Raw genomic sequence first — 25,336 nt, forward strand, 5'->3', positions numbered from 1 at the left:
CTGAGAGGTTCCCTTGCGCCTAACCATCTACGCATCCGTCCTGCTTGCGGGGACGGTACTCGCAGGTTGTGTGGAGACAACCGTGCAAACCCCCTTGGTAACGCCCACCGCGCATCAGGTGGCCGACACCACGCCCCCACGGTATGAGGCCCGCGTTGGCTGGGTCGGAGCCCGACGGGGAGGCGCGGCCGTTCGGGGCGAGGGTTACGAACACGTCATTGCGATGGACGCGGCCTACACGGTGGCGCCACTCGGGGTCAACCTGAGCGCTGCCCCAGGCGCCGCTGGGTCCGACCTGGATGTCAACAGTGTCCTAGCTCGGCTGAACGCGGTCGATCCCGTGGCGAGTAGCGCCAAAACCACAATACAGCGCGAACCGCTGCCCGCGCCTTCGTCCAAGCCGATCAAGCTCTCAGCGGGCCGATCATCCATGGTGCCGCCTGTAAGCCGGTCGACCGACGCGCATCGCTCCGCATGGACCAAGTTCTGCGCCGGCCATCGCTTGAGCGCAGATGAGTGGACCGTGATCCACAATACGGCCGGGCCGCCGATGAACACTCTGGAAGAGAAGCGCCGCAATGGATGCGCAGCTTTGCGCAACGACTTCCTGCCGGCGGCTGAACGTTCGACGTCGACGAAGACCAACGGCTAAGCAGTCGCGCTGCCTACTGGGGAGAGCCACTGGGCGGCCTCCCCGGTGGCCGATCGAGTAAGGTGAGGTCAGTCTGCAAAACGGGGTCAGGTCAGACCCGATTGGCTTTCATAAACTCGTCCTTGATGAGCGGAACCCAGATGTGGAAGTCAACACAGTCCAGCGACACCGCCGGCATCCCCTTGCGTGGGTTCTTGTCAGCATACTTGCTTCTGGCAAGGGCAAGCCAAAGCTGGCGTTGCCTGGCAACCATCCCGCCCAGCGCGAACATGACGCGATATACCGGCTGATCCAGGTCCCGGCTGAACGCTGTTGACCAGACCGAAGCATTGCCCTCGCGGGATTCCAACACGAGATCTCCAAACAGGCTGTTCAGCCAGCGTTCGAATACTCTGGGCGGCCGCTCCGCCTTCACACGATGTCTGACGCACCAGGTGGCCCACAGGTCGATCAATTCATCAATCGGCGCTCCAGGGAACTGTTCCCGATAACGGCTCCGGACCCGAATTCCCAGCTTCGCAGCAAACGCCGACGGGGGCGGCATGCTCGTTTCGGTGGCTCCTGGCAGGTCGAACACAAGCTGGCCAGTGGGCTCCTCCAAGAGCGGGCCGGTTTCGGCTGGTGGCAACGCGGAAGCTGGTCCTTCGAATATGAAGCGGATGTGCGTGCGCTTCTTGGTCCGCTCCTGCAATACCAACTCGTAGCGGATGTTGAATGCAGCGTGTTCGTTGATTTCATCCACAGCGACCTTCAGCACCCGGCGTTCAAAGGCTGCCCATTTGTCGTAGCTCTCGGCGGCAGCGTTCAACACCTGCCTTAGATCGCTAGCAGAGACGGTCCAAGCCAGGGTCTCGCGGTCAGTGTTGGCGCACAGAAGTTGATAGAGGCGGTGGCTGTAACCCGACGTCAGTTTCGCGAGAACTTTGAGCTGAACAAGGAATCGCTCACCCTTCATCGACAGAAGCTTTTCGACCTCTGGGCTGAAGCGCCAGTAGATGACACCATGACTCTCCGGGACCTCAGAGAGTGTGATCAAGCTGATGTTTCTGTGCCGGAGGGTGTTATCTCCCGGAGCGAAATACCCGATGGTGATGACCGAACTTTGCAGGTTCTTCGCAGCGGCCAGAATTCGGCTGTTGCTCTTGTGACTTTCCCATCCCATCGCCCGCTTAACGTCGGTCGCCAGCGCCGAGTAGACGCGGGTACCAGGAGCCGCTTCTCCGGTCACGGCGTCGCTCAGCACCGTATCAGAAGCATGGGCCAGCATAGCATCGAGTAGCTTACGGTCCACCACCGACAAATCGGGGTCTAAGACCTCGATCAGCTCGCGGACCTTCAGGAAGCTGGGATCGCCGTGCATCCAGTTGGAGACAGCGAGAGGACTCCGCCTCGGGCTATTGACCGCTGGCGCCGCCTGTTGGACGCGCACTTCAGCCGAAGTCTCCTCGGCATTCGCAGCCGGCGTCACACGCTTGGTTCCCCTCTCCATAGGCCTTCATGTCTTGATTGTGCCGGTTGCACCATAGTGACGCGGCGGGGGTTATGATGGCAACGGGCTTACGGTGGCTATCAAGGCTGGGGTGACGCAGCGGGGGGCATAATGGCGGCATAGGCGTAGCCTTCATAGCCCTCGGAACGTCACCGTGACGCAGCGGAGGCTATAATGGCCGGCAGCGAGGTGTCGTCGCAGTGCATGGCTTGATGCAGCTTGCGGCTCCAATGGAGCCCTTGCGGAACGCCATCATGGCCTCCGCTGCGTCACGGTGACGCGTTAGAGGCTATCCCCGCGGACTGACCCGCGCCAATACAGCCTCAGGCACGTCATGGTGACGCAGCAGAGGCCATAATGGCCCACAACCGCGACCGACAACTCAGCGGTCGCGATCTAGAGACTATGCCCGCCACGCTGCGCGGAGACAAACGCGCCACCATAGCCTCCAGCACGTCACCGTGACGCGGCGGAGGCTATAAATGCAGACTTGAGTCGCGCCAGCATAGCCTCCGCTGCGTCACGGTGACGTGCTGGGGGCTATAATGGCATATCGCGCAACGGGGGTCCGCCATTATGGCCCCGACCACGTCACGGTGACGTGTTAGAGGCCATGATGGTTCACCGAATGATCACCGTACCCTTGGGGCTGACGCTTCCTTCAGCCTGACTCCAGCAACCTCCTCAGCGTAGGCCACATTCCGTGGGAACGTCGCTTGGCCTTCTAAAACTCAATTTGGTCGCCGAGACGATACACACGAAGCAAGCTCAGCGATACGGGGTAAAGACGCCGAAAATCGACGTCTTTCTCATGTATCGCAGTGCTTGCGAAGCGCCACTTATTGTGCCGGAGGCTGAGTTTTCCAGCTGCTGTAGCGGGTGTCCTAGCACGACTTGGGTCGGCAGACTCGGCAGGCACGTCCTGGCTACCGACTGGCCCGAAGGCGCCAATGCCCCCCAGAAGTGGCGCGGAGCCCAGGACTGGTCCGCTACGTCATCATGGCCACCAATGCGTCGTCCCCATCACGATCTGGCGCAGGGTGTCCGAAAGTGCCGCCATTATGCCCCCCGCTCCGTCACCACGTCGAAACGTAAGACAGGATCGCCCACAACGTCGCCATCATAGCCTCTTAGGCGTCACCACACTGCGGTTTGGCGCATAACGTCCAGTCTCCATTCACCATTGCCGCTGTAAAAGCCGAGCAGATGGCTCCTGCCGTGGGTGACGTCGCATGGGGCATAATGGCGAGATGACTCACTCGCACCTTAGCAGAAGCCACGAATCCGCGTGAGTCGCTGGGGGTGACACCGTGTGGAGCATACTGGTGCGGCCAAAGTCCCGCCATCACGCTCCACGCTGCGTCACCGTGACGTGCCTTGGAGCATCATGGCAAGCAACACTCAGCCGTTATGCCCCCCTCCACGTCACGGTGACGGATCGGAGGCCATAATGGCGGATTCGATCCACGTCGTTCTGTGTGAATCGTTGGACAGCCGTTTAGTCCGGAAGGAAGAAGTGACCATGAACGTCGAAATGTAATGTCGGGCTCCCGCGTGGGGCCTTTCGCATCAAACAGAATTCGAAGTTCGGCAGTGCCGTTCACCCAAGTTTAGCGACTTTGGGCACGATGGTCTATTGCCGTACTTTTATAGAATTGGAGCAACTGCATGGAACACGCTTCCAAGCAGAGGGTGGGGCTTGTGCCCGCACGTTACCTCAACCATCCCGATGTCGGAGTCCTTGAGCTTGGCGTCCTAACGGTCCTGTCCATCCATGCAGACCGCACCGGGCTGTCCTGGCCGTCGCAGACCACAATTGCGACCACGCTGAAGATCAACCGCTCGACGGCGAACAGCGTGCTGGCGAGGCTCGTCAGCTTGGGGCTGGTTGTGAAGGGCCAACATCCGAATCCGAAGATCCGGGTCTGCACCTACCAGCTCCCCGGACACGAGACGCTGTTGGACGGCTTCTTGGGCAGCCTCCACCATGCTGTCGACGAGGTGCCAACCACTGTTGCCGACGGCGACACAGAACACCCCGAACATCTCCATCAAGAATCTCTCTCTCTTGGGCGCGCGAGCGCGCTGGAGGGAGACACCGATCTTGGTGATGACGGCACAGCGAACCGGACCGTCCCAACGCCGCCAGACCCGCTAGACGACGGCTGGACCCCTTCGCATGCCGACCTGTCCTTTGCCACCACAGCTCGCCCGGATTTGAGTTCGGAAGACGTGGCGAACGTCGCCCAGAAGTTCGTCGGCCACTACCGCGGCCAGCCCCTGCCCGACCCCTCGTCCATCTTCCGCTGCTGGATCAGGAAGGAGATCAAGCGCCATGACCGTTCCGCCAATCATGCTGCCCCGGGCCCCGCATCCGTCTACGACACCGATCGGCGAGCGGCGAGGCGAGGTGGTGCCGTTCCAGCGGCTGCCGGCCAAGCCCGCTTTGACGCCTGGGCTCGAGCGGCTCTTGCGCGCCGAGCAGGTTTCCCTCACCTCAGCTGAACCGGCAAGTCCGAAGGACGGAGCACATCACCGGTTTGAGTTTCTCGGGACCACCGAGAAGGCCTGGCGAGCCAGCCCAGTCCCGGCGGCCGAGCGCACAGCCGCTGAAGAGGCAATGGCGGCGTTCGACGAATACCTGCGTCCGCAGGATTGGGAAACCAACGCCCGCGCCATGCGCGCCGTTGCCGTGCTGCTCTCCTACTATCGGCAGCCGGACCGGGCTCTGGAGATGGAGGAAGATATCGCAGGCCAGTGGGGCGAGGACATCGAGGAGTATCCCCTGTGGGCCGTCGAGGAAGCGTGCCGGATATGGCGCCGCACCCCGGATAACCGACGGGCGCCCTACCCTGGCGAGATCCGTGCGATGTGCGAGCGGCTGGTCGGCCAAGCCCGTCAGCAGCGCGACCGCTTGCGTCGCTGTCTGGAGATGCCGTCGCAGATCGCAGCTCCAAGGCGCCTGACGACCGCCGAGCGCACCGCGCTGGATGAGCGCCGACGGGCCGAGCGCGTCGCAGAGATCGCTCGGTTTGACGAGATGAAGGCCCGGCTGGTGGCCGAAGGCAAGTGGCCGGGCAGTGTCGCGACCCCGGCTTCGGCACCGGCTCCATCGTCCAACTGCGACACGGAGATAGAGGCGGGCGGTGCGCAGCCGAACACCACGGGCAGCTTCCAGCGTCTGTCCGCGGCTATATCGGCTCCGGTGTGTTCGGCCATTCCCAGCGCGGCCGAACCCGCTCCTGCAGAGACCACTCCTGACCATCCGACAACGACCAGCAACGCTGATGCGCCGGGTCCAGCAGAGCCTGATTCAATCGGTGGAGGGATTGCGGCGCATCGCACGCCGGGCAGTAGCCCTGGAGCTCGGGCTTTGCATCCGCGTGCCTTGGTGGGCGGAGCACCGACAAGTCTGGAACGGACCGCAAAAGCATCGGCACGGCCTGCCGGTAGGCAGCATAGATTTCCGGTACCTTTGCCAGGTCCTTTGCCAGGAGCCATCCCTTGGGGGCAAAAATGCCAAGGGGGGCGTTCACAAAGCTCACCAGCAGCATTTGGTTCTGAAAGCACTTCCAGCAGTTTGATGGGGAGGCAACCGCCGACAGCGATAGGGTGTGCGCGGCAGGCTCGGGCAAACGCACCCGACGGCTCAGCAACAACGTCACGAAGTCGCTGATGGAGGTCTGCCGGCCATCGCCATGGTCAACCCATGGTGCCAGGATCCCGTCACGCAGCGGAACCAGGTGGAATAGCGGCAGATCACGATTGGGCTCGTAGTCCGGCAGGCTGAAGCCGATCAACCACGCGCCGCGCACGCCGTCGGCAGCGTAGGCTGCTTGCCGGCGCTCGATCTCGTCCAAGGCACAGCGAGACATCTGGATCTCAATAGCGACGCTCCACCCTCGCACCGGATGTTGCACGAGGACATCAGCCCGCCAGCGGCCATCAGGTCCGCGTGCTTCCGTCGTCACGGTCAGGCCGAGCGCTTCGGCTGCGCGTGCGGCAAGCGTCTTCGCGACTATATGCTCAGGTGACTCTCGGTGTTCGCAGCTGGTACCGGGAGCGTGACGAAAAAACCGCCAGCCGCGCGAACTGATCACTGGCACGACAGGGGTGGAGCAGCAGCTGGCCGCTAGGCCAAGCTCCCGGTAGGTGGCTTTAAGCGCGTCCCACTCCGCGTCGGTCATGGACCAGGCAGGGAACCGAGCGCCAGCGGTGGAGAAGGCGAGGAGGGGCATAGCTGGGAGTCTATCCTGAAGCAGAGTGCTGGGCAAAGGGATCACCAACACTTCGACCGGAGACTTCAAAGCTAGGGCGCGTGCCGGTTAGTCGACTGGCCGTGATGCGGCCGCCATGCCAACTGCCCATCGAAAAGCACTACGCTGATGACCTATGCGGGCCTGATCCTCACGGCCGACGAAGAGACACGTCCGCCGGTGCATGCTCGCTTCAAATCAATCGGAGAACTGTCCGGGAATGGGCTCACCGTGTTCGTCCACCCATGGGCCGGCGTCATCCAGCCCAGCCATTATTCCCTTCGGCCCGTGGCGTAATTCATCCGCAAACATCCGGGCTTCGTCGGCGTCGGCGTCCGGACCAAGGTTGTATGCGACTAGAAACAGGCGGCCGTCGTCGTCAAGTCGCACATCAACCCAATCAGGACCGCTCTTGATCCGAACAACTGGCGCCTCGTTATGAAAGTGGGGCGGCAGAATGGGATTGGTCATGCCGAATTCCTGTCCATGTGTCAGTTCAACCAATGCGCGGCCGATATGAAAAACATAGCGTCCGTCGGCGCCGTGATCCCCGCGTCGAGTATCACCTCGCCATAGCCGCCGATTGTCGGGTCAATCGCCATCCGAGCAGCAATAGCGGCCTCGCTATAGGTCGGGAAAACAGCGCAGTTGGTTCCAGATCGGCCGCTGTAGAACATCGCGCAGGTTCCGGGATAGCCTTCGGGAACCCGTGCTACGGCGAGATCTCCGCCGAGATGATTGCTTATCGTACCGACGATGTGTGCGGGCTGAGCGCCTTCATAGTGACCTCCGAAGAGACGAGCGATCCGGGCGCACGCCACCTCCGCTCGATGGTCAATTCGCATGTGGGTCAGGGCCAAGCGCTCGCTGGCGGCGAATGGGGTGTGTCCCATTGGTCGGGTATCCCTCTCTATCGTCCACCAACGTCGAGGCCGGACGCCGGCACCATCATTCGCAGCGGACTGTTCAAGCTACCAAAAGGCGGTGGTAACGCGCGCATGTGAAAGACATCGCTTTCTATCGTTTCTCGCGCGGCTCCGGATCGGTAATGCGTAAACGCCCGGTCTTGATCATTATCGGGCGGCAAGAGTGCCTCACTTCCAATGTCTTACCAGGACGCGAAGTAAAAGTTAAAATAATTAAGGGGAGGCACGGCACGGTACATTGGCGAAGACCAAAATAGCGTAAGTTGGTCTGATTTAATTCTTGAAAATCGTACAAAGCGCACATATTGTAGGCCTATTCGGCGCCGGAAACTGCGCTAACCCGCCGACCTCCCCATCGGACGGGTCCAATTGCGAGGTGCATCATGTCAGAATACATGGCTGCTGCGATCATGATCGGTGGTCCGCTTCCCCATTTTCTTCGTGAGTCTCTGGCTCGCGTCGTGGCCGAGCAGGGCGTCGGGCTTGAGTATGGAGAGGGACCGCTTCTGCAGGAGGAAGTCCTCACCCTGATTGACGAGACGATCCGTTTGGGCGAGACGCTCCGCCTTTGTGACGATGAAGCGGCGAACGGCGAGTTCCAAACGCTGGAGGCGTTCCTGCGCTCGCACGGCGTTGCCTACAAGCGCACGTCCGATGCCAAGTATGAGGCGGATGGGCAAGCGATCCTGTTCGACGGGGCCAAGATCATCGCCCACAAGGCGACCCAGCGCGGCAAGGTGACCGCCGCCTATCGGGACATTGAGCAGGCAATTGCCGAAGGGCGCTTCGAGGCGCTGCTGGCGGAACTTCGGTTGGTCGAGGAAGGTCTGCCACCGCTCACCGATGCACCGTCGCCCGCCGCGTCCGATGTCGGCGCCCAGGCGATCTTGCTGGCTGCTTGAGCGGGAGAGAGCGATGAAGACGCTGCACGCTCATCACATGACCACGATCGGCCTTATCGCAGGTGACCCGACTTCGGAAGCCACATGTCTTGCCGTCGGCGACGTGTCGGAGGCCATGTTCAAGGAGGGAGGCCATCCCGGCAACCTCTTCGCCTATGTGCCGCTGGGCGGGGATGCCACCGTGATGAAGGCCCTCGGCCTGTCACCTAAAGCGTTGGCTGCGACGTTCGCCCAAGCACCCGCCATGCGGGACCTGCTGTTGGAAATGGAAGGCCGGATCGCTGCCTTTTCGGATCTGTGTGGTGCGGTCCAGTACACGGACACGGCGGCGGTGTGGGAGCTACTGGACGGATTTCGCGAAATGATCGGTGCCACGCTTGGCAAGCGCGGGCCGGTGGAAGACGAAGCCCGCCGGCATTGCGTGCTGAACGAGCCCAATGCTGCTGTCCAAGTACAGGCTGACCGCCTGACCGTGACCGTTAAGCGTGCCGACGATGGGGTGTCGGTCTACGTGACCGGACCCGATGGTGGCGACATCACATCCACCTGGGCGCTGTTCTCCGATGCGGCGGATGGCTTCGAGCGGGAGGCAGCATAATGGCGAGGATCATTGATCTCAGCTGCCTCATCAACGCCGCGCGTGAACGTGATCTGCCGTGCGTGGACGCCTGCGTGCGGGCCATCGGGTAACGTTTCCCGGTTGAGCAGTTGGGACGGTGAGCATGTCTTGCCGTCCCTTCCCCTCCCCTATCCCGCGCAAGAAGGACGACGCCATGCGTGGCGAGCATCACCACCCGTCGTATCGGGATCACTTTCGGGTGGCCGACAAATACATCGAGATCCAGGCCAACCACACGCGTCGGAACCGGATGCCGCGAGGGCACGAACTGACCCAACAGATCATGCGTGCGCAGGCCTTCCGCATGGTCGAAGAGGAAGATCGCTCCTGGCACATCATCTTTGGCCGCGCGTGCGTTGGCGTGATCCGCGAGAACGCAAACGGGTCCTTTTCCTGCGGGATGTTCCACGAGCCTGCACATCGGTCCCCGAAGAGCGCTCTACGCCGCTTGGCCTGCCGGGTCCTGGGTATCGATCCGAACGCGATTCATGACGACGGCGGAAAGCCCGGACGGTGACGTCTGGCGGGTCCGACGATCAGACGTAACGCGACACCCTTCCCATCACCCAACAGGGCTGCCAAGGAGCGGCCCGCAACGAGGACACTGTGAGCGCCACTCTCCCCCCGTCCCTGCCGTCGAAGTCCGACTTAGAGGCCCTCACGCCGCACCTCCGGGCCGGGCTGGTCGTGATCGGCCTGACCAGAACCTCGGTGAACGTCGAGGACTTTGGCGGCGCCGAGCCCAGCCTCCAGATCAGCATTGACGGCCACATCTACGTGCGCCCCCACCTTGGCGAGCACGATGGCGCTCCCGCCGTGCTCTGGGCCGTCGACGCCGTGCGCTACACTCCCGCCACCCGACAGGCTCCAGCGGACGCCGAAGTGGCAGTTGTCGAAGACGGACTCCGGGGCCCCTTCCCCGCGCTGCGGCGAGCTCTCCAGGTCATCACCGATGACATTCTCGAACGGGCGGCCGATACGGTGGCAATCGGCCTCGATCTCACCGCTCACCAGCGCCAGACCAAGAGCATCGGGGCGCTCGCGGCGTGAGCAGGGTGACCGTCGCCCAGATGGCCGCCCATATCGCGCATCTCTGCGAAACGCATGAGATCGTGATCGAGGGGCATTCCCGCGGCGGCCGCGCCTTCCGCAAGGAACGGCGGGTGAAGATCCGTCCGGTGAAGTCGGCGGCCACTTATGCTGTGGCGCTACACGAAGTCGGCCACATCCTCGGCCCCTGGCAGTCTCAGACCCGCTTGTGCAGCGAGGCCGGCGCGTGGATGTGGGCCAAGGAGCATGCGTTGCTGTGGACGCCTGTCATGGAGCAGAAGCTGCGAGCGTGCCTTGCCAGCTATATGCACTGGGCGACGCGCCGTTCCAATCACGTTTCCATGCCTGAGCCCGAACACCCTTTCTGGGCGCTGTTGGGCCAACCTGCACCGGAGGCATCCTCATGACCATTCCCTCCTATCGTCCGGGCGAGACAACGGCGGCCGACGCCGAGCGCCTTACCACGATCCACGACTTGGCACGCGTGCTGGGTATCGACGCGACCCAAGATGCGCTGTCGAGGTTTGTCTACGACCAGACGGCCTGCGGCGCGTGGATTGCCATGGTGCGTGCTGAGACCGCTTACCGGGTAACAGGGGTCCGGCTGGGCAGTAACGTCGAGGGGATCGATGTGGCGCCGCCTGAGCGGCTTCTCGCCTTACCTTTTACGCTGGCCGAATTCCGTGCCGCACTAACAGAGATCGAGGACGAGGTGACAGTCATCTGGCGGCGCACGCACGGCTGCTTGGAATGTGGTCCCGGCGACCCTGAAACCGGCCTTCGCTCGGTTCGTGAGGGATGCCCGGCCTGCGGCGGTCATGGGCGTGTTCTCTGATCCTGGTCGAGAGCAGTCGTCGGCTAAGACAGACCGGCACCGGGCTCAATCTTTGCCGTTGCAGGGTCACAGGCTCGCAACGCACACTCCCCAGCTCCTCCCGGGGGTTTTACCATGCACGACACGCTCCTCGCCCTTGATATTGAGACGATCCCCGACGCCGAGATCATCCCGGCGGACTGGCCGGCCGAGAAGTTTCCGCCGCATCACTGTCACCGCATTGTCGCCGTGTCGTTTGTCGAGGCGGAGATCGATCGTAGCTCCGGCGTTGAGCGTTACCTGATCCGGAGCTGCCGATCGGGCGGAGATCTCGATTATGATGAAGAGCGCATCCTTCGGGGGTTCTGGCAGCGCTTCGGCAAGGTGCGTCCGCGTGTCATCTCCTGGAACGGGCGTGGGTTTGACCTCCCAGTGCTGCGGCTCCGGGCGATGCTGTACGGCATCCAGGCAGCCGCGTGGTTCCAGTCGGGAGACAAATGGACCAACTACGGGCAGCGTTACCAGCCAGACTGGCATTGCGATCTAATGGAGCAGGTGTCCGACTACGGCGCTGGACAGCGGATCGGCCTGCAGGACATTTCGAACATGCTTGGGTTGCCTGGGAAAGCTGGGTTCGGCCATGGATCGGAAGTCGCCGACATGATGGCGCGCGGAGAGGTCGAGAAGGTGCGGGCGTACTGCGAGACGGACACGTTGAACCTCTACATCGCCTACATTCGATGGGCGCTGCTCACTGGACGAACGGACCCGGCGGGCCACAACGCGAGCATCGACAGCTTGGTGGACTGCCTTTCGCGAGAGAGAAGCACGCGGCCACACCTTGGCGAATTTCTGGACCGCTGGCAGGCCTCGAAGCGACCCTATCCGATGCATGTCCCGGTGCCACGTCAGGCCTTCGTTGACCGGCCTCACCTCGAAAGCAGCGACGTTCTCACCACCACTTCTACTGAAGTGATCTGATTAGAGCTTGCTTGTGCTATCCGAACGCGGCGCGTTCGCCATCTGCCTCATATCTCGGGAGTACGGTGAAAGTGCCGGCTTGGTCGAGCTGTGGCAGCGGTTCCCGTTACTGTCAGAACCGAAGAGGCACGGCGGGCGGTTTGCCTGAACGCGTTGAGCATACCGGTCGCCGATGCAAAGCTGGTGTCAATGTACTATTCGGACTTTGGAATAGTGCCGGCCACTGTCAGAGTTGAACAATAATCTGCCCCGTAAATTTCAATGAACGGGTGGCTAACGAGCCACGTTTTTATTGTGAGCGCGCGCTCTGTACGATATTCTTAGTGCGTTCCCCCAATGCACTGAGTCACCAATCATGGTCGAGATGATCTTAGGCTTGCCTCATCTTCGCAAAGGGCCGCTCCTTTCCCGCGCTCGTGAACTTGGCGTTCCGGTGCTTGTCAGCGCTAACGCATTTGCGGTGTACCGAAAGGACGATCTGGGCATTCCATACTTCGACGGCTTCGACGGAAGCACCTTCGCCAATGCAAGCGGGATGAACCTTCAGCTTGACAGTGGCGGTTACTCGGCCATGAAGCAATACTCGGGCTGGCCTTGGGGGCCGCAGGAGTACATCACCTTCGCCAGCTCCCTGCCGGTAGTGCGCTTCTATAGCATGGACTATTGCGTCGAGCCGGAAGTGGCCGGCTCGACTACTGAGGTTCATGACCGGATCTCCCGCACAGTGCGCCTCAACGTGCTCTGCCGAAACCTAGCCATCGAGGCGGGCTCCATCGCCCGCTTTGCTCCTGTGGTGCAGGGCTGGCACGCCGCGGACTACGGGCGCTGCATCGAGCGCATGCCGTGGCTCTCGGAGCACTCGGTCGTCGGAATCGGCTCCTTTTGCCGACGGCAGCCGCACGGCCCGAATGGCGTTCTCCAAATCCTCTCGCATCTGGATCGTTGGTTACCGGCCAACTGTCGGGTTCACCTCTTCGGATTGCACGGAGAGGCCATGGAGCTGTGCCGTGAGCACCCGAGGGTCATCTCGGTCGATAGCCAAGCTTGGGGTAAGACGGCGCGTTGGGAGGCCTTCCATCGCCGGCGTGGCACTCATGGCGGGCGCAAGACCGATAAGGCTCAGATCGCTCTTCCGTTGCCCGGCCTGGAGCCGCAAGCACCTATAGCGGATCCCGATTTCAAGAAAACGGACGCATACTGCGCCGAGGTGATGACCGGTTGGATGAACCGCCAGACCCGACGGCTGAAGAAGGGCGGGTTCGTGTTCCAGGAGGCCCTTCCACTCCTTGCTTCCGTCGCCGCGGCGCCAAAGAACGATTTCGAGGCCTGCATCGAGCGGGCGAAGGAGGAAATCCGTCAGCTCATCGAGGACGGAGAAATGGAACACGACCAGATCACCGAAAACCTGATTCTGGGGTGGGCAACCGACCTCCTGGACGATACGGACGCTGCAGACCAGGGCCTGGATGCGGCCTGCGCCCTCCCCTTGGCTGCCTGACCGTGCCCGCAAAAAAGCCGCGGCCGCACCCCCGTTCGGGCATTTCGCCGGCTGTCCAAGTCCGACGACACAGCGGAAAGGCGACGATAATCAGCGTCTCTCTAAGGCGAGAGCGTCACCCTTGCCGGTTTAATCTCCCGGCAACGGAAACGGCCCATTCAACAGGTGCACCATGATCCATGTCGAACGCCGCAGCTTCCTTCGTGGAGCCCTCGCTCTCGCCGCTACCGGCGTCGTCGTACCAGTCGCCATACAGCCGCTCGCCGCCGCCAGCGTCCCTGAGCTGCGGGTCTATCGGGACGCGTCCTGCGGATGCTGCGGCGCCTGGGTGAAGCGGATGGAGGCCGAGGGGTTCCATCCGACTGTCGTCATGGTCGACGATCTCGCGCGCAAGAAGGCTGAACTTGGCCTGCCTGACTCCCTCTGGTCGTGCCATTCCGCCACGATTGACGGTTATGTGCTTGAGGGGCACGTCCCGCCCAGTTCCGTGAAGCGCTTGCTGACCGAGCGACCCGATGCCCGAGGCATCGCGGTGCCCAACATGCCCATGGGGGCGCCGGGTATGGAAATGGGCGGGAGGAAGGAAACCTATGCGGTCGTGATCTTTGCCGATGGCGCCGATCCTGCCGTGTGGGAATGGCATTGATCCGTACGGGAGGCGCTGTTCTCATGAGGCTGATCCAGCTCGTTGCCGTTCCCTTCGCCCTCCTGGGGGTGGCGGCGTGCGCTCGGTATCCGTTGGGCATGTCGGAGTCCGAGTTCAAGGCGTTGTCGGCCGAACAGCAGCTTGAGGCGCGCAGCAAACAGGCGGAACTGGATACGGCCGAGGAGCGCCGCCGTGCAGAGGAGCTTGCCGCCCGGCGCCAGGAGCGGGCGGCTTACATGGCGCGGCTCAATGCTGGCGGAGTGTTCGCGGGGCCGATGCTGGGGCCTTGGGGTGGTGCGGTCCCCTACCCCGTTCCGGTGCCGGTTCCCAGCAACCCGATCGCAAGCGCCTACTCGCGCATCCTAATCGTGGGCGGCGTGGTGAACGTGCCGGTCGGGGACGGTCTTGTCAGGACGAGGCGCGACTGGCGACCGGCGCTCCCAGTACCCGTTGTTCTGGCCGAGGGTGAAACCGCACTCATTGAGATTGAGCGCGCCGACCGGAAACCCGGTTCGAACACGCTGCGCGTCGCACGTCTGAGCGGGACAATAGTCGTCGGATACGATCAGGAGATCTATCCTCTGGCGGGAACCTATCCGTTCGAAATCAGCGGAGTGATCCGTGGCGCGGTGATCTCAATTGCACCGGGGTGATCCCATCCAGGGGGGCGCAGTGTTGAAGTCGCAAAACGGGAAGAGGACGGCGCGGGAGGCTTCGCCGTCCTCACTCCTTTTGCGGCGCGCTTACCCGGAGCAGACGAGGGCGTTCATTGCCCATTGTTTTGGCTGTGTGCTGGCCGCCAGAAACGGTATTTAATTTCAATACCCGGCACCGCATGAGCCGACACTCACTGAATATTTTTTGGGGAACGCCATTTTCTAAAAGAGACGGTGAGGATCTCTGTCGTCTGCTTCTGACGTCGGGGCGTTGACAAATATTCGACCTAGACGATAGAAAAAAGATTTGAGTATCGCATTTTTGCGCTTGCTCTTATGCGCTCTGTACGATGTATTTGTCCCTGTGCATCGCGTTTCCCCAACGCACTACAGCAGGAACACATACCATGATAAAGTCGATTGCCCTTTCAAATCTCCGCCGGTCGGACCGTAACGTTCGGAAGACCTATCCGTTTGCTGATGTCCAGTCTATGGCGGCTGATATCAAGGCGCGGGGTTTGCTCCAGAACCTGATCGTCATTCCGACCGAGGCCGACGACGACACCTTTGAAGTCGTTGGCGGCGGGCGGCGTCTGGCCGCTCTGGAACTCCTGCGGACCAAAGGCGAGATCGACGGGACTTACGCCGTCGATTGCGCGGTTCGGGAGGCTGACGAGGCCGAAGAGGTGTCGCTTGCGGAGAATGTCCAGCGAGTGAATATGACGCCTGTGGACGAGTACCGTGCGTTTGCCGCGCTTTTGGAGCAGGGCAAGACAGCTGAGAACATTGCCATCCGCTTCGGACTCCCGGTGCGTGCGGTCCAACAGCGTCTGAAACTGGGGCGGCTTAGCCCACGTTTGCTGGACCTGTTCCGTGACGGCAAGATCGACAAGGACGTGTGCGAGGCGTTCACGTTGTCGGACGATCATGCCATCCAGGAGCGTGTTTACGACGCGCTCAAGCAGTCTCATTCGCTGCACCCGTACCATATCCGGAAAGAGTTGGCGCAAGAGCGGGTGCCGGTGACATCCAAGCTCGGGACCTTTGTTCGCGCGGACTACGTGGCGAAGGGCCTGCCCGTCACCGAGGACCTGTTCAAGGAGGATGGGACTTATCTGGACGACCGCACCGCCGCCTTGGAGATTGCCACCGAAAAACTGCGGCGGGAGTGCGACCGGCTGGTCGCCGAAGGCTGGGCATGGGCGAAGCCGATGCTGGAATACGATCATGCGGTGTTCGCGTCGATGCGGAGCACTCGACCGGACCAGGAACGTCAACTCACGGCCGATCAGGAAGACGAGCGCTTGGCTCTGGTCGTTGCGCACAACGAGATCCTCTCCCGCTATCACCCGGAACTCACGGTCGGCAGGCCCGGCGGCGCTGCATCCGTGGAGGATGATGCAGAGTTGGAGGACGACGAAGATGAGGGGGACTACGAGGACGGTTTCGATGAGGGCGACGAGGACGCTCCCGAGATTCCGCAGGAAGACCTCGACCGCATGGCCGAACTCAAGCGCCTGATTGCCAGGATCGATGCGTCGAAGGGGCGGTTCTACAGCGCCGAACTGAGAGCCAAGGCTGGGGTCTTCGTGCTGATCGGCAGCGACGGCGACTTCGATCTGCGCGAGGGCTACATCGCTCCGGACGCGGCTGGTGAAGGCGAGGCCGCGAAAGCGGCGTCCGCTGGCACGCTCATGCAGACCTGTTCCGATAGATGCGCGAGCAAGCCTGCGCGAGGGCCGTATACGGCGGCTCTGGTCACAGACCTGGAGGCTCACCGAACTCAAGCCTTCCAGCTGGCTCTTGCGCAGGAACCGCAGTACGCGAAGAGCTATCTGATCTATACGCTATGGGTGAAGCTCTCCATGCGCTGCAACATGGCGGCGGCATCGAACCTGTCGGGGCATTTTGAGCGGCTCTCGGGGAGCGTGGTGAAGATGGGCGAGACGCCCGCTGGTGCTGCCCTCGCCAAAATGCTTAACGCCTTCAAGAGCATGATCGAACCGGAGGACGGCTACAGCGGGCGTGAAGCGTTGCCGCTGTTTCAGACGATCCACAGCCTGTCCGATGCGGACAAGGATGCGGTCCTGGCCGTGCTGTTCGCGCAGACGATCAGCGTCAGCTTGTCCGAGCATGGCGGAAAGCGGGATGACGTGGTTGAGCATATCGGCACCGAGATCGGATGCGATCCGGCTCGCACATGGAGGCCAACCGCGCCGGAGTTCTGGTCGCGCGTGTCGAAGGGGTTCGTGCTGGACGAAGTGGCCGTGGTCGGCAAGGGGGTGCAGACACTCGCCCCCGCCAAGAAGGCCCAGATGGTCAGCACGCTCGACCGTTGGTTTGGATCGCCCGACGCCATCATGCTCTCGGAACTTGGTCCTGTCGCCGCCGCCGCCGATGCTCCGATCCCGCAGGATATGGTGGCTGGCATCCAGCAGTGGCTGCCGCCCGGAATGGCGTTCGCTGCCGCGGAGGAAGAAGGCAGCTTGGTGACCGGCGCGAACGAGGAAGCCGCCTGATCTGAGTGGCGCGCGTGACCACGCGTCGCGCGCCCTCCCCCGCCAGCCCGAAAGCGAGAATGCCGACATGGACACCCAGATCACGATCTCCGACAAGGAAGCGGCCAGCCTTCTGGTCCTGCTGCAATTCCTCAAGACCAGCTCGGCAGTGCCCGACGAAAGCGAGTTCGACCATCCGGAGGGCTCCCTCGACGATACCGAGATCGAACGCCTATGCCAGCGTCTGGCAGGGTACCGGCAAGCCATCGCCGCAGATGTTCAGCACGTCGGTGTTCCATTGTCCGACACCGACTCCGGCATGGAGAAGATTGAAGCAGAAGGTAATCCGGTGCCCTATATCGTCCGGGTTCGCGCCAGCATCGGCGCGGATTATTGCGTGCACGCGTGCAGTGCTGCGGAGGCCGAGCGAAAGGCTGAACGGATTGCCCGCATGGACGACTGGTCTACTCGCATCTCCGACAACGACAGCAGCATGGACAGCTTTGCCGTGATTGACAGCCAGCGGGAGGGTGAGGGCTGACTTCGCGATGTGCGCGCGAAAGGCGACGGAAACCGACGTCTTTCGAGTGGGACGGGTCGGCGGATGAATCGCTACACTTCCAGCCCGTGACTTCACACGGGAGCCGACCATGGCCGCTGGCAGCAACACAACCATCGCCAAGATAAGCGGACGAGCAAAGCCTAGCGCGATGGCTTGCCCACGCTGCGGCAGCACGCTCAACGGTGTCACCGAGACCCGCACCCAGTCCGACAACAGCATCCGCCGCAAGCGTACCTGTGCCAGTTGCCGGGGAACCTGGATGACGGCCGAACGTGCGCTGAGCCCCGGTCCGGGGGACGAGCGCACTCAGCTTGGGTTGCGGACCTTCACAGGCCATGACCCTTGCCCAGCTCCCGATCCGCATACTGGTCCTGTGGCTCCATTGGCGCTGTTTCTGCCTTGGCTGGAAGACCATGAACGCGAGCTTCTGCTTCTCTCCCGCCAGCTCCGGCCTGAGGACCGCCGCGTCCTCAGGGAGCTGACCCGTTCGCTCGGGGCCGGGACAGCTGCCGAGGCACTGCCGGATGGGGGCGGCACCCAAATCGACCAATGTGTGGAAGACGTGGGTGTGTAAGAAGTGACTGCCGCCACTTCGTGATTGTTAGAGTCGGACGCCGCAGATAATTGTCGGGGTGCGACAATAAAGAAAGATTAGTATTTTGCCCTGGTGAGTCATCATCTCTTGAATAATGCGCTCTGTACGATTAACGTGGTCGTCAAGAGACCTAAGTCGCACAGGGTGGGCCATGATCCCTATCGTCATTCAGACCGACCGCTTCCCGGTGGGGAACATCGAGGTCTATGGGCGCAAAAGCAACGCCGATCTGATCTGCACAATGGGCGGTGATGCGACCATGAACGCGATCAACTGCATCACCCAGGCCCACGCTACCGGTAAGCGTGGCCGCCACCTTGCTGCGGCCTGATCGCCGCGATGCGCGTCTGAGGCAAACATGAGCCGTCGTCAACTTCGTCCCTACCAGGTCGAGGATCGCGAGAAGATCCTGCGTGTCCTCCGGCAGCGCCGCCACCCGCTTTACGTCTTGCCGACGGGCGGTGGCAAGACCACCACATTTGTGGAGGTCGCGGAGATCGTGTCGGGGGCTGGCTGGCCGACCTTGATCCTGACCCACCGGTGGGAACTTCTGAGCCAGGCGTCTCAGACGCTGCATCGCCTGCGGCTGCCGCACGGGCTGATCTATCCCGGCCGCATGCTGGCGCAGGAGGATGTCTATGTCGCTTCCATCGACACGCTGGCGTCGCGTCTGGACAACTATGCGCCGTTCCTGACGAAGATTAGGCTCGTTATCGTCGATGAAGCGCATCACGCCGTCTGCGGAAAGTACATGCGGGTCTTCGATGCCTTGGATCGAGCCCTGCGTCTCGGTGTGACAGCGACGCCGTTTCGGGCAGACGGCACCGGGCTTGGACTCGTGTTCGATACGGCGGTCGAGGGGCCGAGCATGTCCTGGCTTACCGAGCAGGCATACCTCGTCCCTGTCGACATCTATGCCCCGCCCCTTCACCTGGATCTCCGCAGCGTCCGGATCAGCTGTGGCGACTATTCGACGTCGGAATTGGAACGCATTCTGAACAACCCGGACGTCACCGAGCCTGCTGTGCAACAGTACGCTCGCCTCGCCTCCGGTCGCCCCACGATCTTCTTCTGCGTCAGCCGCGCCCATTGCGTCCACGTTGCGGAGCAACTCACGAAGGCTGGGTACGCGGCGGCGCCGGTGGACGGAAAGATGCCGGAGGAAGTGCGCATCGCCCGGCTTAAGGGGCTTGCCGACGGAACGTTGCAGGCGCTGACCAGCTGCGAGCTCGTTTCCGAGGGCACCGATGTACCAAATGTCGAAGTTGGGGTCATGCTCCGCCCAACCAAGAGCACTGGACTCTTCCAGCAGCAGGGCGGCCGGTTCACGCGGCCATCCGTTGGAAAGGTCAGGGGCATTCTAATCGACATGGTGGGCAACACCCTGGAGCACGGCATGCTCGACGAGGAGCGGGCATGGTCTCTTGACGGCGGCCACGAGCACCGTGACGTCACACCCGTTCACCGCTGTCGCAGCTGCTTTCGGGTTACGCGTGTCGACGATCGTCGACAGCACTGTCAGGAGTGCGGGGAGGCCTTGCCAGCGCGCAAACTGGCGGCCCTCTCCGTGCCCGGTGACGGCAAGGTGAATCGGCGCAGGGTGATCGCGTCGATGTCGGACGATCAGCTCAAGACCGGCGGCTATCGCACGTTGATGCGGCTCGCCAGCTCCGTCGATGACCTCGAACGGATCGCCCGAGCCAAGAACTACCACCGCGGCTGGGTGCGCCACCAAGCGAAGGAGAAGGGGCTCGCGGCCTAGAGCCGTCGGGAAAGACGGTCAAAACCGACGTCTTTCGCCGACGCGCCGCCGGCGCCCAGTCCGTCATAATGGATGCCATGACCATGAGAAATTCGAAAGTGCCCTTCCCCAGCCTCGCCGAGATCGAACAGAATGTGATCCATTGCCCCGCCGAATGGGTTCGCGATCACACCCCGGTGACCGTCGCCACCATCGATGGTCCCGCCCATCCGCGCGTCGTGTTTGGACACGGCCCGATGGGTGTGTGCCTGCATGAGATCGCAGGTGAAACGTGGTGGCTTGTGTTCTGGCGCGACAACGGACGTCTGCTGTCCTGCTGGGAGGATATCCACCAGGCGCAGACCTTTGCCGATACGCTGATGCGGGTTCCCTACATCGACGAGATGCTGGCCGGCATCGACAGCCCGTCCGGCAATCTGCACCCCTGGCTGATCGGCCTGAAGACTGCGGTGATCCAGTTGTCGCTCAACGGCGCGGCCGCCCTCGATCCAACCACCAATCGGCCGGCGCAGCACTTCGAGAACCGTCACTGCACATAACGCCCTCTGGAGACACCTCATGCCGCCCGCCAACGACAACAAGCCGAACACCCGGACCAAGATGCTCTTCGGCGTTCTGTTCGGGTTCTGGCTGGGGGTTATCGTCTCGTACGTTCCGCGCCTCATTTGACCGACCCGATGAAGGAAGCCATCACACCATGAGCACGCTGTCCAGAGACGCCCAAGTCGTCGCTTACCGCCTATTCGGAATGGGCGCCGTGACGACCATAACCTTCGAGCCCCCGCACTTCATCAGCTCACGTGCCCTAGCGGCTTTCGATGAACTGGCCAGAGCCGGGATGATTCAGCCGTTCGACCCTAAGAAGCTCCCGGATGGCAGCAAAGGTTGGCAGGCGACGCCTCGGATCGGACGGCCGTGGAGCGAAATCCCGGAGCCTACCGAAGCCGAGCTCTTCCCAATCCTCTCCGCGTGATTACCGCCCCGCCTCTCGTCCCATCGACACGGACACGCTCGATGCCCCGCTTCGCCATCCTCATCGCCGCCGCAATGGTGGCCTCCGCCGCTGCCCAGCCGGTAGCGGCCCAGCAACTGCCGCCGGCGGCCGCCGAAATGCGCAAGGGCTATGACCGCAAGGCTTGGGGCGATTGGGAGCCTGTAGAAGGGTGCCTGACAACGCGGCACGCGGTGCTGGCTGCCACCTCGCTCGTTCAGCCGAGGCTCCGAAACTGCAAGGTCGTAGCGGGGCTCTGGCGGGATGCCTGGACCGGGGCTGAAATTACCGATCCCAAGAACACGGACATCGATCACGTCGTGCCAGTTCAGGAAGCGCACGACTCCGGAGGGTATCGGTGGGAGACCGCGGTCCGACATCGGTTCTTCAACGACATGGAGAACCTGGTTGTGACCGGTCGCGAGATAAATCAGCGAAAGGGCGCCTATGGTCCCGAGGCTTGGCTGCCTGAAGGGGAGGCCGAACGGTGCTTCTTTGTCCGGCGCTGGATCTACATCAAGCACAAGTGGCAGCTCACCGCCGATGAGCGGGAACTCCAGGCACTGCAGACAGTCCTCCATACGTGCCCGGTCGAACAGCCGGTCTCCCGAGGGGGCAGCCCAAACCCGACGGCTCCTATCACAGGATCAGAACTCTATCGCTGATCTTAGGGCATCCGGCCCGAGTGAGCGATTCAGCAGCGCGCGCCCAGACGGCCCCCGCCGGCCGCACCGCAGGATCGATGGGCGTCGCACAAGGACATCGAATGACCAGCATAATGCCGCCCGATCGCACCCGCACTGGGACTTCAGGCCCGTCCGTGGTAACGGTCGGAAACATGACCTCGACTTCGGACACGACGATGCCCAGAGCAGTTAATGCGGCGATTATGACCAGTGAAGCCTTCGTTTGGTGGCTGCACACGATGCAGTGGACCCACTCCAAGGCGGCGCAAGAACTGGGTCTCAGCATGAGCCGCATCGACGAGATGCTGCGAGGCGCAAAGCGTGGCACGAACACGCCCACGACCATCCCCGCCTACATGTCCTTGGCTTGTGCAGCGCTTGCGGAGGGACTGCCGCCGTTCGCGTGGGACGAGGAGAAAGGCGTGATGCCGCCCGAGGATTTTGAGCGGTGGCGGGCGGAAATGGGACAGGAGTTGGAATTGGGCAAGCCCGTTCCCTTCCGGCAAATCGCGGCCATGCTTGGATTGAGCAGCGTTGAAACGCCTGCGTACTGGGCGCGTGGCGTGCGCCGGGATGGGAAGCCCGCGCCAATCTATCGTGACCGTGCCCTGGCTCTTAATGCGCTCCTGCATGGCGTCATGCCATGGACCGCGGAGCGCTAAGCCTAGGAAGAGTGCCTTGATGCCGCTCGCACTTGGCCAGAGATGCTGTGCGTCGCCGACCCGCACCGGGAAGCTGCCCGTGCGCCGGTGCCGGTCGGGCGCCCTAGCAAAATCTTGAAATTCCCTTGAGCCCGGCGGTGATCGCCTGAAGGTCATCCGCGGCGGGCTCTTGGTCGTCGCTGCGTAGTTACGACATTGAGTTTAACCGGGATCGGAAGAGCTCAACCTCGTTAGGGCCTTCGCCAAGTCGATCAGGCTCCTGCGCACGGACAGGTCGCTGATGGTGTAGTAGGCACGGACCAGCTCCAGAGTTTCGCGCTTGACCATCGGATCCGGCTCGTAGGCGCTGCCGGAGTGCTCGCCGATCACTGCTGCGCCGTCTTCGTCGACCGGGGCCGCCGCAACATGAGACGGCATGTCATCGAAGAAGAAGGACAGGGGCACATCAAGCACGCGCGTTAGATAGAATAGGCGTGACGCGCTGATGCGGTTCGCCCCGCGCTCGTATTTTTGTACCTGCTGAAAGGTGAGACCAATGGCCTCCCCGAGTTTTTGCTGACTCATACCAAGAAGGGTTCGACGTAACCGGATGCGAGCCCCAACATGCGCGTCAATCGGGTTGGCTCCCTGCTTCTTGCGGCCGCGGGTCTGCTTCGGCTTGGTATTGTTGCTCATCGTAGGTGAACTCCTTATGCAGCGGCTGCAGTGGGCATTTGGAAAGGTGACACTGGGGCTGTGGTAAGGCATGCCGGATTCAGCAGAACGGCGCCGGGCGATGGACTACCTGGGATCATCGCCCACCCGGCCGGGAAGGCTACCTTCTGGCCGAAGTAATCTAGTCGGTTATGCGCCTCCAAAGCGGCCTTGAAGCCGCGCGCGGCGACACTGCCGAACTCACAGATGGGGCCGAGAGGGCTCAGCTTCACAGTGCTGTGCATACTCATTGCTTCTGACGGGGGAGGTCGCCAATGGCTTCACTCCACTGGTCGTCGAGGCCAAAATAAGAGATATCTGTTAACGGGTCAATGAGCGATATCGCTTTAGCGCGGCGATGGATAGAGCGCTTCGGAGCGGCCCAAAGCCCTTTCCAAGAAGTATGTTGAGGAAATGGGCCTCGGTTTCGCCATCGGCGCTTTGTGCCTGCATCGTCCCCAATGCTCAGCATTGAAGAGGATCGGGAAGGTGATGTCGGGCATGCGCTAGAGAAGGTGCTGGTCAGTCGCGGGGTCAAAGTCCACGAGGCTAGGAATGACGGCGAATAGCGGCTGGATGGCTCTTTGGCAGTTGATTGCCCAGGTCAGCGGAAGCGGTGGTATGCTGTCGGCACCTTCAAAACGCTCAAGCGCACCTGATCAGAAAGACGCAAACAGAATGTCAGTCTCAAAGCCCATGGGAAAGCAGTTTTCGAGGCCTGCATTCGGCAAGGCACGGTCACAGAGCAGCCTCTCTCAGGGCGGCGTGCGGCCGGCGAGCCGAGTGAATGGAACGGCACAGCAGAAACAAGCTCAATGGCTTGCCCGTGCAGCTGACGCGGAGCGTAGTGGCGATGCGGTCGAAGCAGAGTTGTGTCGGCAATACGCCGAGCATTTCTTTCGCGTGTCACGAGGACAGGAATGAGGGGCTCTGCGGAGAACGGGGGCAGCATAGCCCGGGTGTAGAGTGCAAAGCACGGCAGACGGCACTCGCCAAATGGACGACATGCTGTTCGACCGCGACGCAGTTGATTGTGCCAGGTGATCCAAGAGCATTGCGTTGCGTACTTCGAGCCGACAGGGGGGCCACCTGCTTTTGTCCGCCCTGCCCTTCAGTGCCGACAGTGTTCTCAAGGGCGTCGCCAAGCGGTGAGCCTGCGAGCGGACAGCCCTCATAGCTGAATAAGTCACGTTCGATTGCTACCGAAGCAGGATCAACGGCCTTGAAAATCGGTGCTGCCCGCCGGGAGCCATGGCCGAGCCGGCAGTACCCGCGCTCCAGGTCCTTTTGAGTGCTGAACCCGAAGCCAATGAGTTGCACCCGACAGTTCATAGGTCTTCATAGATCGTCGAAGCGGTGTTTTACCCGACGTCGGGTAAAAACCTGAGGTCTGGGAGGCGCGGTTTGCTCCCGGCACCGCCCTCTGCCTTAAGCCGCGCAGCATCGCACGCGCATAGGTGCGACCGGACAGGTTCAAAGTCGCACTGGCTCGTCGAAGCTGTGTTTTACCCGACGTCGGGTAAAAGCCGACCAGAAAGGGCGGTGCGGACGCTTGGCAGGCATGAGACATCTCGACTTTTCTCGGTTTCAAGGACGCGGCTGGATGTCGTCTGTCACTTAGCGGTTACCGCGGGCTTGCGGGTCAATCGGAACCTCGTTCGCGGTCGTACCAAGACCGGAAAGCTGCGGTGGCCTCTTCCCTTCCCTTCCCTTTCCTTCTGGCGAGGAAGAGGAGACGGCCCCAAAAACTCCCCGTGTTCCCTCGTGCCGCAATCACAAGGCCGTCGCTCAGGGAGATGGTGCCTAATTAGCAATTTTTGTCAGGTCGGATGGGGTCGGCCGCCTGGCGTATTACGCCTGCGCGCGCGGACTGGATAGCGGACAGCTTCGTCATGCAGAGCGCGCCAAAGCTCACCGCCCTGCCCCATTTCTCAGTATGCGTCACTGTTCGGTCGCGGGTGTCCTCGTTCGCCGTGGACGGTTCTGGGTCGATCATCTGCAAGAACGGCTTGGAGCCGCCCCAGACACGCCAAAGCGTGTAGCAGTGGCTGCAGTCGCGTCCGTCAGTTCCCGAACAAGTGTAGGGCCAGCCCGGATATCGGGATGTGTCTGCCATGGCTGAAGTTGAACGATAAAGTCATGCGGTCACCTGCAGCGTGGTCAATGGTACAAAACCATGGCGGCATTTTGGGGCCGCCGCAGTAACGCTCGCAGGGACTGCCGCTCTTAAACCAGCGTCATGTCCAGCCATCGGGTGCCGCTGTCACCCTTGTTCTTGATGGCTATGATGGAGCTTTTGTGCGTCTGAATGCCCTCTAAGAGTCGGACTCGGAATCGGCATGGCTGTGGCTATGTCCGGGCCACCCGTCTTGAGAGCAGTTTGACGCTGGCGATGAAG

Annotated in this window: 27 protein-coding genes; 22 read left to right on the forward strand and 5 right to left on the reverse strand. The window is 62.0% G+C overall.

Going from position 1 to position 25,336, the window contains the following annotated elements; all coding sequences use genetic code 11:
- Positions 1–223: 223 nt before the first annotated feature.
- Complete coding sequence (locus TSO5_RS32395) at positions 224–652, forward strand: hypothetical protein (protein ID WP_136705935.1); 429 nt, start codon at positions 224–226, stop codon at positions 650–652.
- 91 nt (positions 653–743) lie between these two features.
- Here TSO5_RS32395 and TSO5_RS26475 read toward each other — a convergent pair whose 3' ends face one another.
- Positions 744–2,120 (reverse strand): replication initiation protein, encoded by a 1,377-nt coding sequence (locus tag TSO5_RS26475; protein WP_158282484.1) that lies wholly within the window; start codon positions 2,118–2,120, stop codon positions 744–746.
- Between the two features lie 1,689 nt (positions 2,121–3,809).
- Between TSO5_RS26475 and TSO5_RS26480 the strand changes: the two genes are divergently transcribed.
- Positions 3,810–4,646, forward strand: a complete 837-nt coding sequence (locus TSO5_RS26480; protein ID WP_109154417.1) for a helix-turn-helix domain-containing protein — start codon at positions 3,810–3,812, stop codon at positions 4,644–4,646.
- A gap of 686 nt (positions 4,647–5,332) precedes the next feature.
- Here TSO5_RS26480 and TSO5_RS26485 read toward each other — a convergent pair.
- The 3 genes from TSO5_RS26485 to TSO5_RS32405 all read right to left on the reverse strand — a co-directional run bounded on the left by TSO5_RS26485 (position 5,333) and on the right by TSO5_RS32405 (position 7,290).
- Positions 5,333–6,328, reverse strand: coding sequence for a competence protein CoiA family protein (locus TSO5_RS26485; protein ID WP_158282485.1), 996 nt, complete (start codon positions 6,326–6,328; stop codon positions 5,333–5,335).
- 267 nt (positions 6,329–6,595) lie between these two features.
- On the reverse strand, positions 6,596–6,868 hold the full coding sequence (locus TSO5_RS32400; protein WP_136705934.1) for a hypothetical protein: 273 nt from the start codon (positions 6,866–6,868) through the stop codon (positions 6,596–6,598).
- 20 nt (positions 6,869–6,888) lie between these two features.
- Positions 6,889–7,290 carry a hypothetical protein gene (locus TSO5_RS32405; protein WP_136705933.1) on the reverse strand — a complete coding sequence of 134 codons (402 nt, stop codon included), beginning with the start codon at positions 7,288–7,290 and terminating at the stop codon, positions 6,889–6,891.
- Positions 7,291–7,706: 416 nt separating this feature from the next.
- Here TSO5_RS32405 and TSO5_RS26495 point away from each other — a divergent pair, with 416 nt between their 5' ends.
- The 19 genes from TSO5_RS26495 to TSO5_RS26585 all read left to right on the forward strand — a co-directional run bounded on the left by TSO5_RS26495 (position 7,707) and on the right by TSO5_RS26585 (position 22,245).
- Positions 7,707–8,225 (forward strand): hypothetical protein, encoded by a 519-nt coding sequence (locus tag TSO5_RS26495; RefSeq protein WP_136705932.1) that lies wholly within the window; start codon positions 7,707–7,709, stop codon positions 8,223–8,225.
- A 13-nt stretch (positions 8,226–8,238) separates the two neighbouring features.
- Positions 8,239–8,823 (forward strand): hypothetical protein, encoded by a 585-nt coding sequence (locus TSO5_RS26500; protein ID WP_109154421.1) that lies wholly within the window; start codon positions 8,239–8,241, stop codon positions 8,821–8,823.
- A 175-nt stretch (positions 8,824–8,998) separates the two neighbouring features.
- Positions 8,999–9,361, forward strand: coding sequence for a hypothetical protein (locus TSO5_RS26505; RefSeq protein WP_136705931.1), 363 nt, complete (start codon positions 8,999–9,001; stop codon positions 9,359–9,361).
- 89 nt (positions 9,362–9,450) lie between these two features.
- The gene (locus tag TSO5_RS26510; protein ID WP_109154423.1) at positions 9,451–9,894 is read left to right on the forward strand and encodes a hypothetical protein; all 444 of its coding nucleotides are present in this window, start codon (positions 9,451–9,453) and stop codon (positions 9,892–9,894) included.
- Between the two features lie 5 nt (positions 9,895–9,899).
- Positions 9,900–10,301 carry a hypothetical protein gene (locus TSO5_RS26515; protein WP_136705930.1) on the forward strand — a complete coding sequence of 134 codons (402 nt, stop codon included), beginning with the start codon at positions 9,900–9,902 and terminating at the stop codon, positions 10,299–10,301.
- The gene (locus TSO5_RS26520; protein WP_109154425.1) at positions 10,298–10,729 is read left to right on the forward strand and encodes a hypothetical protein; all 432 of its coding nucleotides are present in this window, start codon (positions 10,298–10,300) and stop codon (positions 10,727–10,729) included. The genes TSO5_RS26515 and TSO5_RS26520 overlap by 4 nt, the downstream gene beginning before the upstream one ends.
- Before the next feature lie 114 nt (positions 10,730–10,843).
- Positions 10,844–11,689, forward strand: a complete 846-nt coding sequence (locus TSO5_RS26525) for a 3'-5' exonuclease (RefSeq protein ID WP_109154426.1) — start codon at positions 10,844–10,846, stop codon at positions 11,687–11,689.
- A 355-nt stretch (positions 11,690–12,044) separates the two neighbouring features.
- Positions 12,045–13,187, forward strand: coding sequence for a hypothetical protein (locus TSO5_RS26530; RefSeq protein ID WP_109154427.1), 1,143 nt, complete (start codon positions 12,045–12,047; stop codon positions 13,185–13,187).
- Positions 13,188–13,359: 172 nt separating this feature from the next.
- Positions 13,360–13,833, forward strand: coding sequence for a DUF411 domain-containing protein (locus TSO5_RS26535; protein ID WP_109154428.1), 474 nt, complete (start codon positions 13,360–13,362; stop codon positions 13,831–13,833).
- 23 nt (positions 13,834–13,856) lie between these two features.
- Positions 13,857–14,486: a hypothetical protein gene (locus tag TSO5_RS26540; protein WP_109154429.1), complete on the forward strand. Its 630-nt coding sequence runs from the start codon at positions 13,857–13,859 to the stop codon at positions 14,484–14,486.
- 410 nt (positions 14,487–14,896) lie between these two features.
- A complete protein-coding gene (locus TSO5_RS26545; RefSeq protein ID WP_158282486.1) occupies positions 14,897–17,008 on the forward strand; it encodes a ParB/RepB/Spo0J family partition protein in 2,112 nt (703 codons plus the stop codon).
- Between the two features lie 67 nt (positions 17,009–17,075).
- Positions 17,076–17,528: a hypothetical protein gene (locus TSO5_RS26550; protein ID WP_109154431.1), complete on the forward strand. Its 453-nt coding sequence runs from the start codon at positions 17,076–17,078 to the stop codon at positions 17,526–17,528.
- Positions 17,529–17,637: 109 nt separating this feature from the next.
- Complete coding sequence (locus tag TSO5_RS32410) at positions 17,638–18,123, forward strand: hypothetical protein (protein ID WP_136705929.1); 486 nt, start codon at positions 17,638–17,640, stop codon at positions 18,121–18,123.
- Positions 18,124–18,295: 172 nt separating this feature from the next.
- Complete coding sequence (locus TSO5_RS26560) at positions 18,296–18,475, forward strand: hypothetical protein (protein WP_109154433.1); 180 nt, start codon at positions 18,296–18,298, stop codon at positions 18,473–18,475.
- Between the two features lie 27 nt (positions 18,476–18,502).
- Entirely contained in the window at positions 18,503–19,906 is a 1,404-nt protein-coding gene (locus TSO5_RS26565; protein ID WP_109154434.1) for a DEAD/DEAH box helicase family protein, read from the forward strand.
- A gap of 68 nt (positions 19,907–19,974) precedes the next feature.
- The gene (locus TSO5_RS26570) at positions 19,975–20,445 is read left to right on the forward strand and encodes a hypothetical protein (protein ID WP_146203841.1); all 471 of its coding nucleotides are present in this window, start codon (positions 19,975–19,977) and stop codon (positions 20,443–20,445) included.
- A gap of 158 nt (positions 20,446–20,603) precedes the next feature.
- On the forward strand, positions 20,604–20,879 hold the full coding sequence (locus tag TSO5_RS26575) for a hypothetical protein (protein WP_109154436.1): 276 nt from the start codon (positions 20,604–20,606) through the stop codon (positions 20,877–20,879).
- 41 nt (positions 20,880–20,920) lie between these two features.
- Complete coding sequence (locus TSO5_RS26580; RefSeq protein WP_109154437.1) at positions 20,921–21,562, forward strand: HNH endonuclease family protein; 642 nt, start codon at positions 20,921–20,923, stop codon at positions 21,560–21,562.
- A 173-nt stretch (positions 21,563–21,735) separates the two neighbouring features.
- On the forward strand, positions 21,736–22,245 hold the full coding sequence (locus TSO5_RS26585; protein WP_109154438.1) for a hypothetical protein: 510 nt from the start codon (positions 21,736–21,738) through the stop codon (positions 22,243–22,245).
- Between the two features lie 201 nt (positions 22,246–22,446).
- Here the strand turns inward: TSO5_RS26585 and TSO5_RS26590 are convergent, their stop codons facing one another.
- Entirely contained in the window at positions 22,447–22,920 is a 474-nt protein-coding gene (locus TSO5_RS26590; RefSeq protein ID WP_109154439.1) for a helix-turn-helix transcriptional regulator, read from the reverse strand.
- A 573-nt stretch (positions 22,921–23,493) separates the two neighbouring features.
- On the opposite strand from TSO5_RS26590, the gene TSO5_RS26595 reads away from it, so the two are divergent.
- Positions 23,494–23,862, forward strand: a complete 369-nt coding sequence (locus tag TSO5_RS26595; RefSeq protein ID WP_246458211.1) for a DUF4167 domain-containing protein — start codon at positions 23,494–23,496, stop codon at positions 23,860–23,862.
- The last annotated feature ends 1,474 nt before the right edge of the window (positions 23,863–25,336 follow it).

Origin of the sequence: Azospirillum sp. TSO5 (genome assembly GCF_003116065.1) — a bacterium.
In the GTDB taxonomy this organism is placed as follows: Bacteria; Pseudomonadota; Alphaproteobacteria; order Azospirillales; family Azospirillaceae; genus Azospirillum.

Excerpts from the sequence above, each read along its gene's own strand:
- TSO5_RS26570 (WP_146203841.1), top strand. The coding sequence starts at position 19,975 with ATGGATGCCATGACCATGAGAAATTCGAAAGTGCCCTTCCCCAGCCTC.
- TSO5_RS32395 (WP_136705935.1), top strand. The coding sequence starts at position 224 with ATGGACGCGGCCTACACGGTGGCGCCACTCGGGGTCAACCTGAGCGCT.
- TSO5_RS26545 (WP_158282486.1), top strand. The coding sequence starts at position 14,897 with ATGATAAAGTCGATTGCCCTTTCAAATCTCCGCCGGTCGGACCGTAAC.
- TSO5_RS26565 (WP_109154434.1), top strand. The coding sequence starts at position 18,503 with ATGAGCCGTCGTCAACTTCGTCCCTACCAGGTCGAGGATCGCGAGAAG.
- TSO5_RS26485 (WP_158282485.1), bottom strand. The coding sequence starts at position 6,328 with ATGACCGACGCGGAGTGGGACGCGCTTAAAGCCACCTACCGGGAGCTT.
- TSO5_RS32410 (WP_136705929.1), top strand. The coding sequence starts at position 17,638 with ATGGCCGCTGGCAGCAACACAACCATCGCCAAGATAAGCGGACGAGCA.
- TSO5_RS26585 (WP_109154438.1), top strand. The coding sequence starts at position 21,736 with ATGACCTCGACTTCGGACACGACGATGCCCAGAGCAGTTAATGCGGCG.
- TSO5_RS26520 (WP_109154425.1), top strand. The coding sequence starts at position 10,298 with ATGACCATTCCCTCCTATCGTCCGGGCGAGACAACGGCGGCCGACGCC.
- TSO5_RS26535 (WP_109154428.1), top strand. The coding sequence starts at position 13,360 with ATGATCCATGTCGAACGCCGCAGCTTCCTTCGTGGAGCCCTCGCTCTC.
- TSO5_RS26540 (WP_109154429.1), top strand. The coding sequence starts at position 13,857 with ATGAGGCTGATCCAGCTCGTTGCCGTTCCCTTCGCCCTCCTGGGGGTG.
- TSO5_RS26530 (WP_109154427.1), top strand. The coding sequence starts at position 12,045 with ATGGTCGAGATGATCTTAGGCTTGCCTCATCTTCGCAAAGGGCCGCTC.
- TSO5_RS26495 (WP_136705932.1), top strand. The coding sequence starts at position 7,707 with ATGTCAGAATACATGGCTGCTGCGATCATGATCGGTGGTCCGCTTCCC.
- TSO5_RS26500 (WP_109154421.1), top strand. The coding sequence starts at position 8,239 with ATGAAGACGCTGCACGCTCATCACATGACCACGATCGGCCTTATCGCA.
- TSO5_RS26525 (WP_109154426.1), top strand. The coding sequence starts at position 10,844 with ATGCACGACACGCTCCTCGCCCTTGATATTGAGACGATCCCCGACGCC.
- TSO5_RS26505 (WP_136705931.1), top strand. The coding sequence starts at position 8,999 with ATGCGTGGCGAGCATCACCACCCGTCGTATCGGGATCACTTTCGGGTG.
- TSO5_RS26550 (WP_109154431.1), top strand. The coding sequence starts at position 17,076 with ATGGACACCCAGATCACGATCTCCGACAAGGAAGCGGCCAGCCTTCTG.
- TSO5_RS26480 (WP_109154417.1), top strand. The coding sequence starts at position 3,810 with ATGGAACACGCTTCCAAGCAGAGGGTGGGGCTTGTGCCCGCACGTTAC.
- TSO5_RS32400 (WP_136705934.1), bottom strand. The coding sequence starts at position 6,868 with ATGACCAATCCCATTCTGCCGCCCCACTTTCATAACGAGGCGCCAGTT.
- TSO5_RS26595 (WP_246458211.1), top strand. The coding sequence starts at position 23,494 with ATGACGGCGAATAGCGGCTGGATGGCTCTTTGGCAGTTGATTGCCCAG.
- TSO5_RS32405 (WP_136705933.1), bottom strand. The coding sequence starts at position 7,290 with ATGGGACACACCCCATTCGCCGCCAGCGAGCGCTTGGCCCTGACCCAC.
- TSO5_RS26560 (WP_109154433.1), top strand. The coding sequence starts at position 18,296 with ATGATCCCTATCGTCATTCAGACCGACCGCTTCCCGGTGGGGAACATC.
- TSO5_RS26580 (WP_109154437.1), top strand. The coding sequence starts at position 20,921 with ATGCCCCGCTTCGCCATCCTCATCGCCGCCGCAATGGTGGCCTCCGCC.
- TSO5_RS26590 (WP_109154439.1), bottom strand. The coding sequence starts at position 22,920 with ATGAGCAACAATACCAAGCCGAAGCAGACCCGCGGCCGCAAGAAGCAG.
- TSO5_RS26575 (WP_109154436.1), top strand. The coding sequence starts at position 20,604 with ATGAGCACGCTGTCCAGAGACGCCCAAGTCGTCGCTTACCGCCTATTC.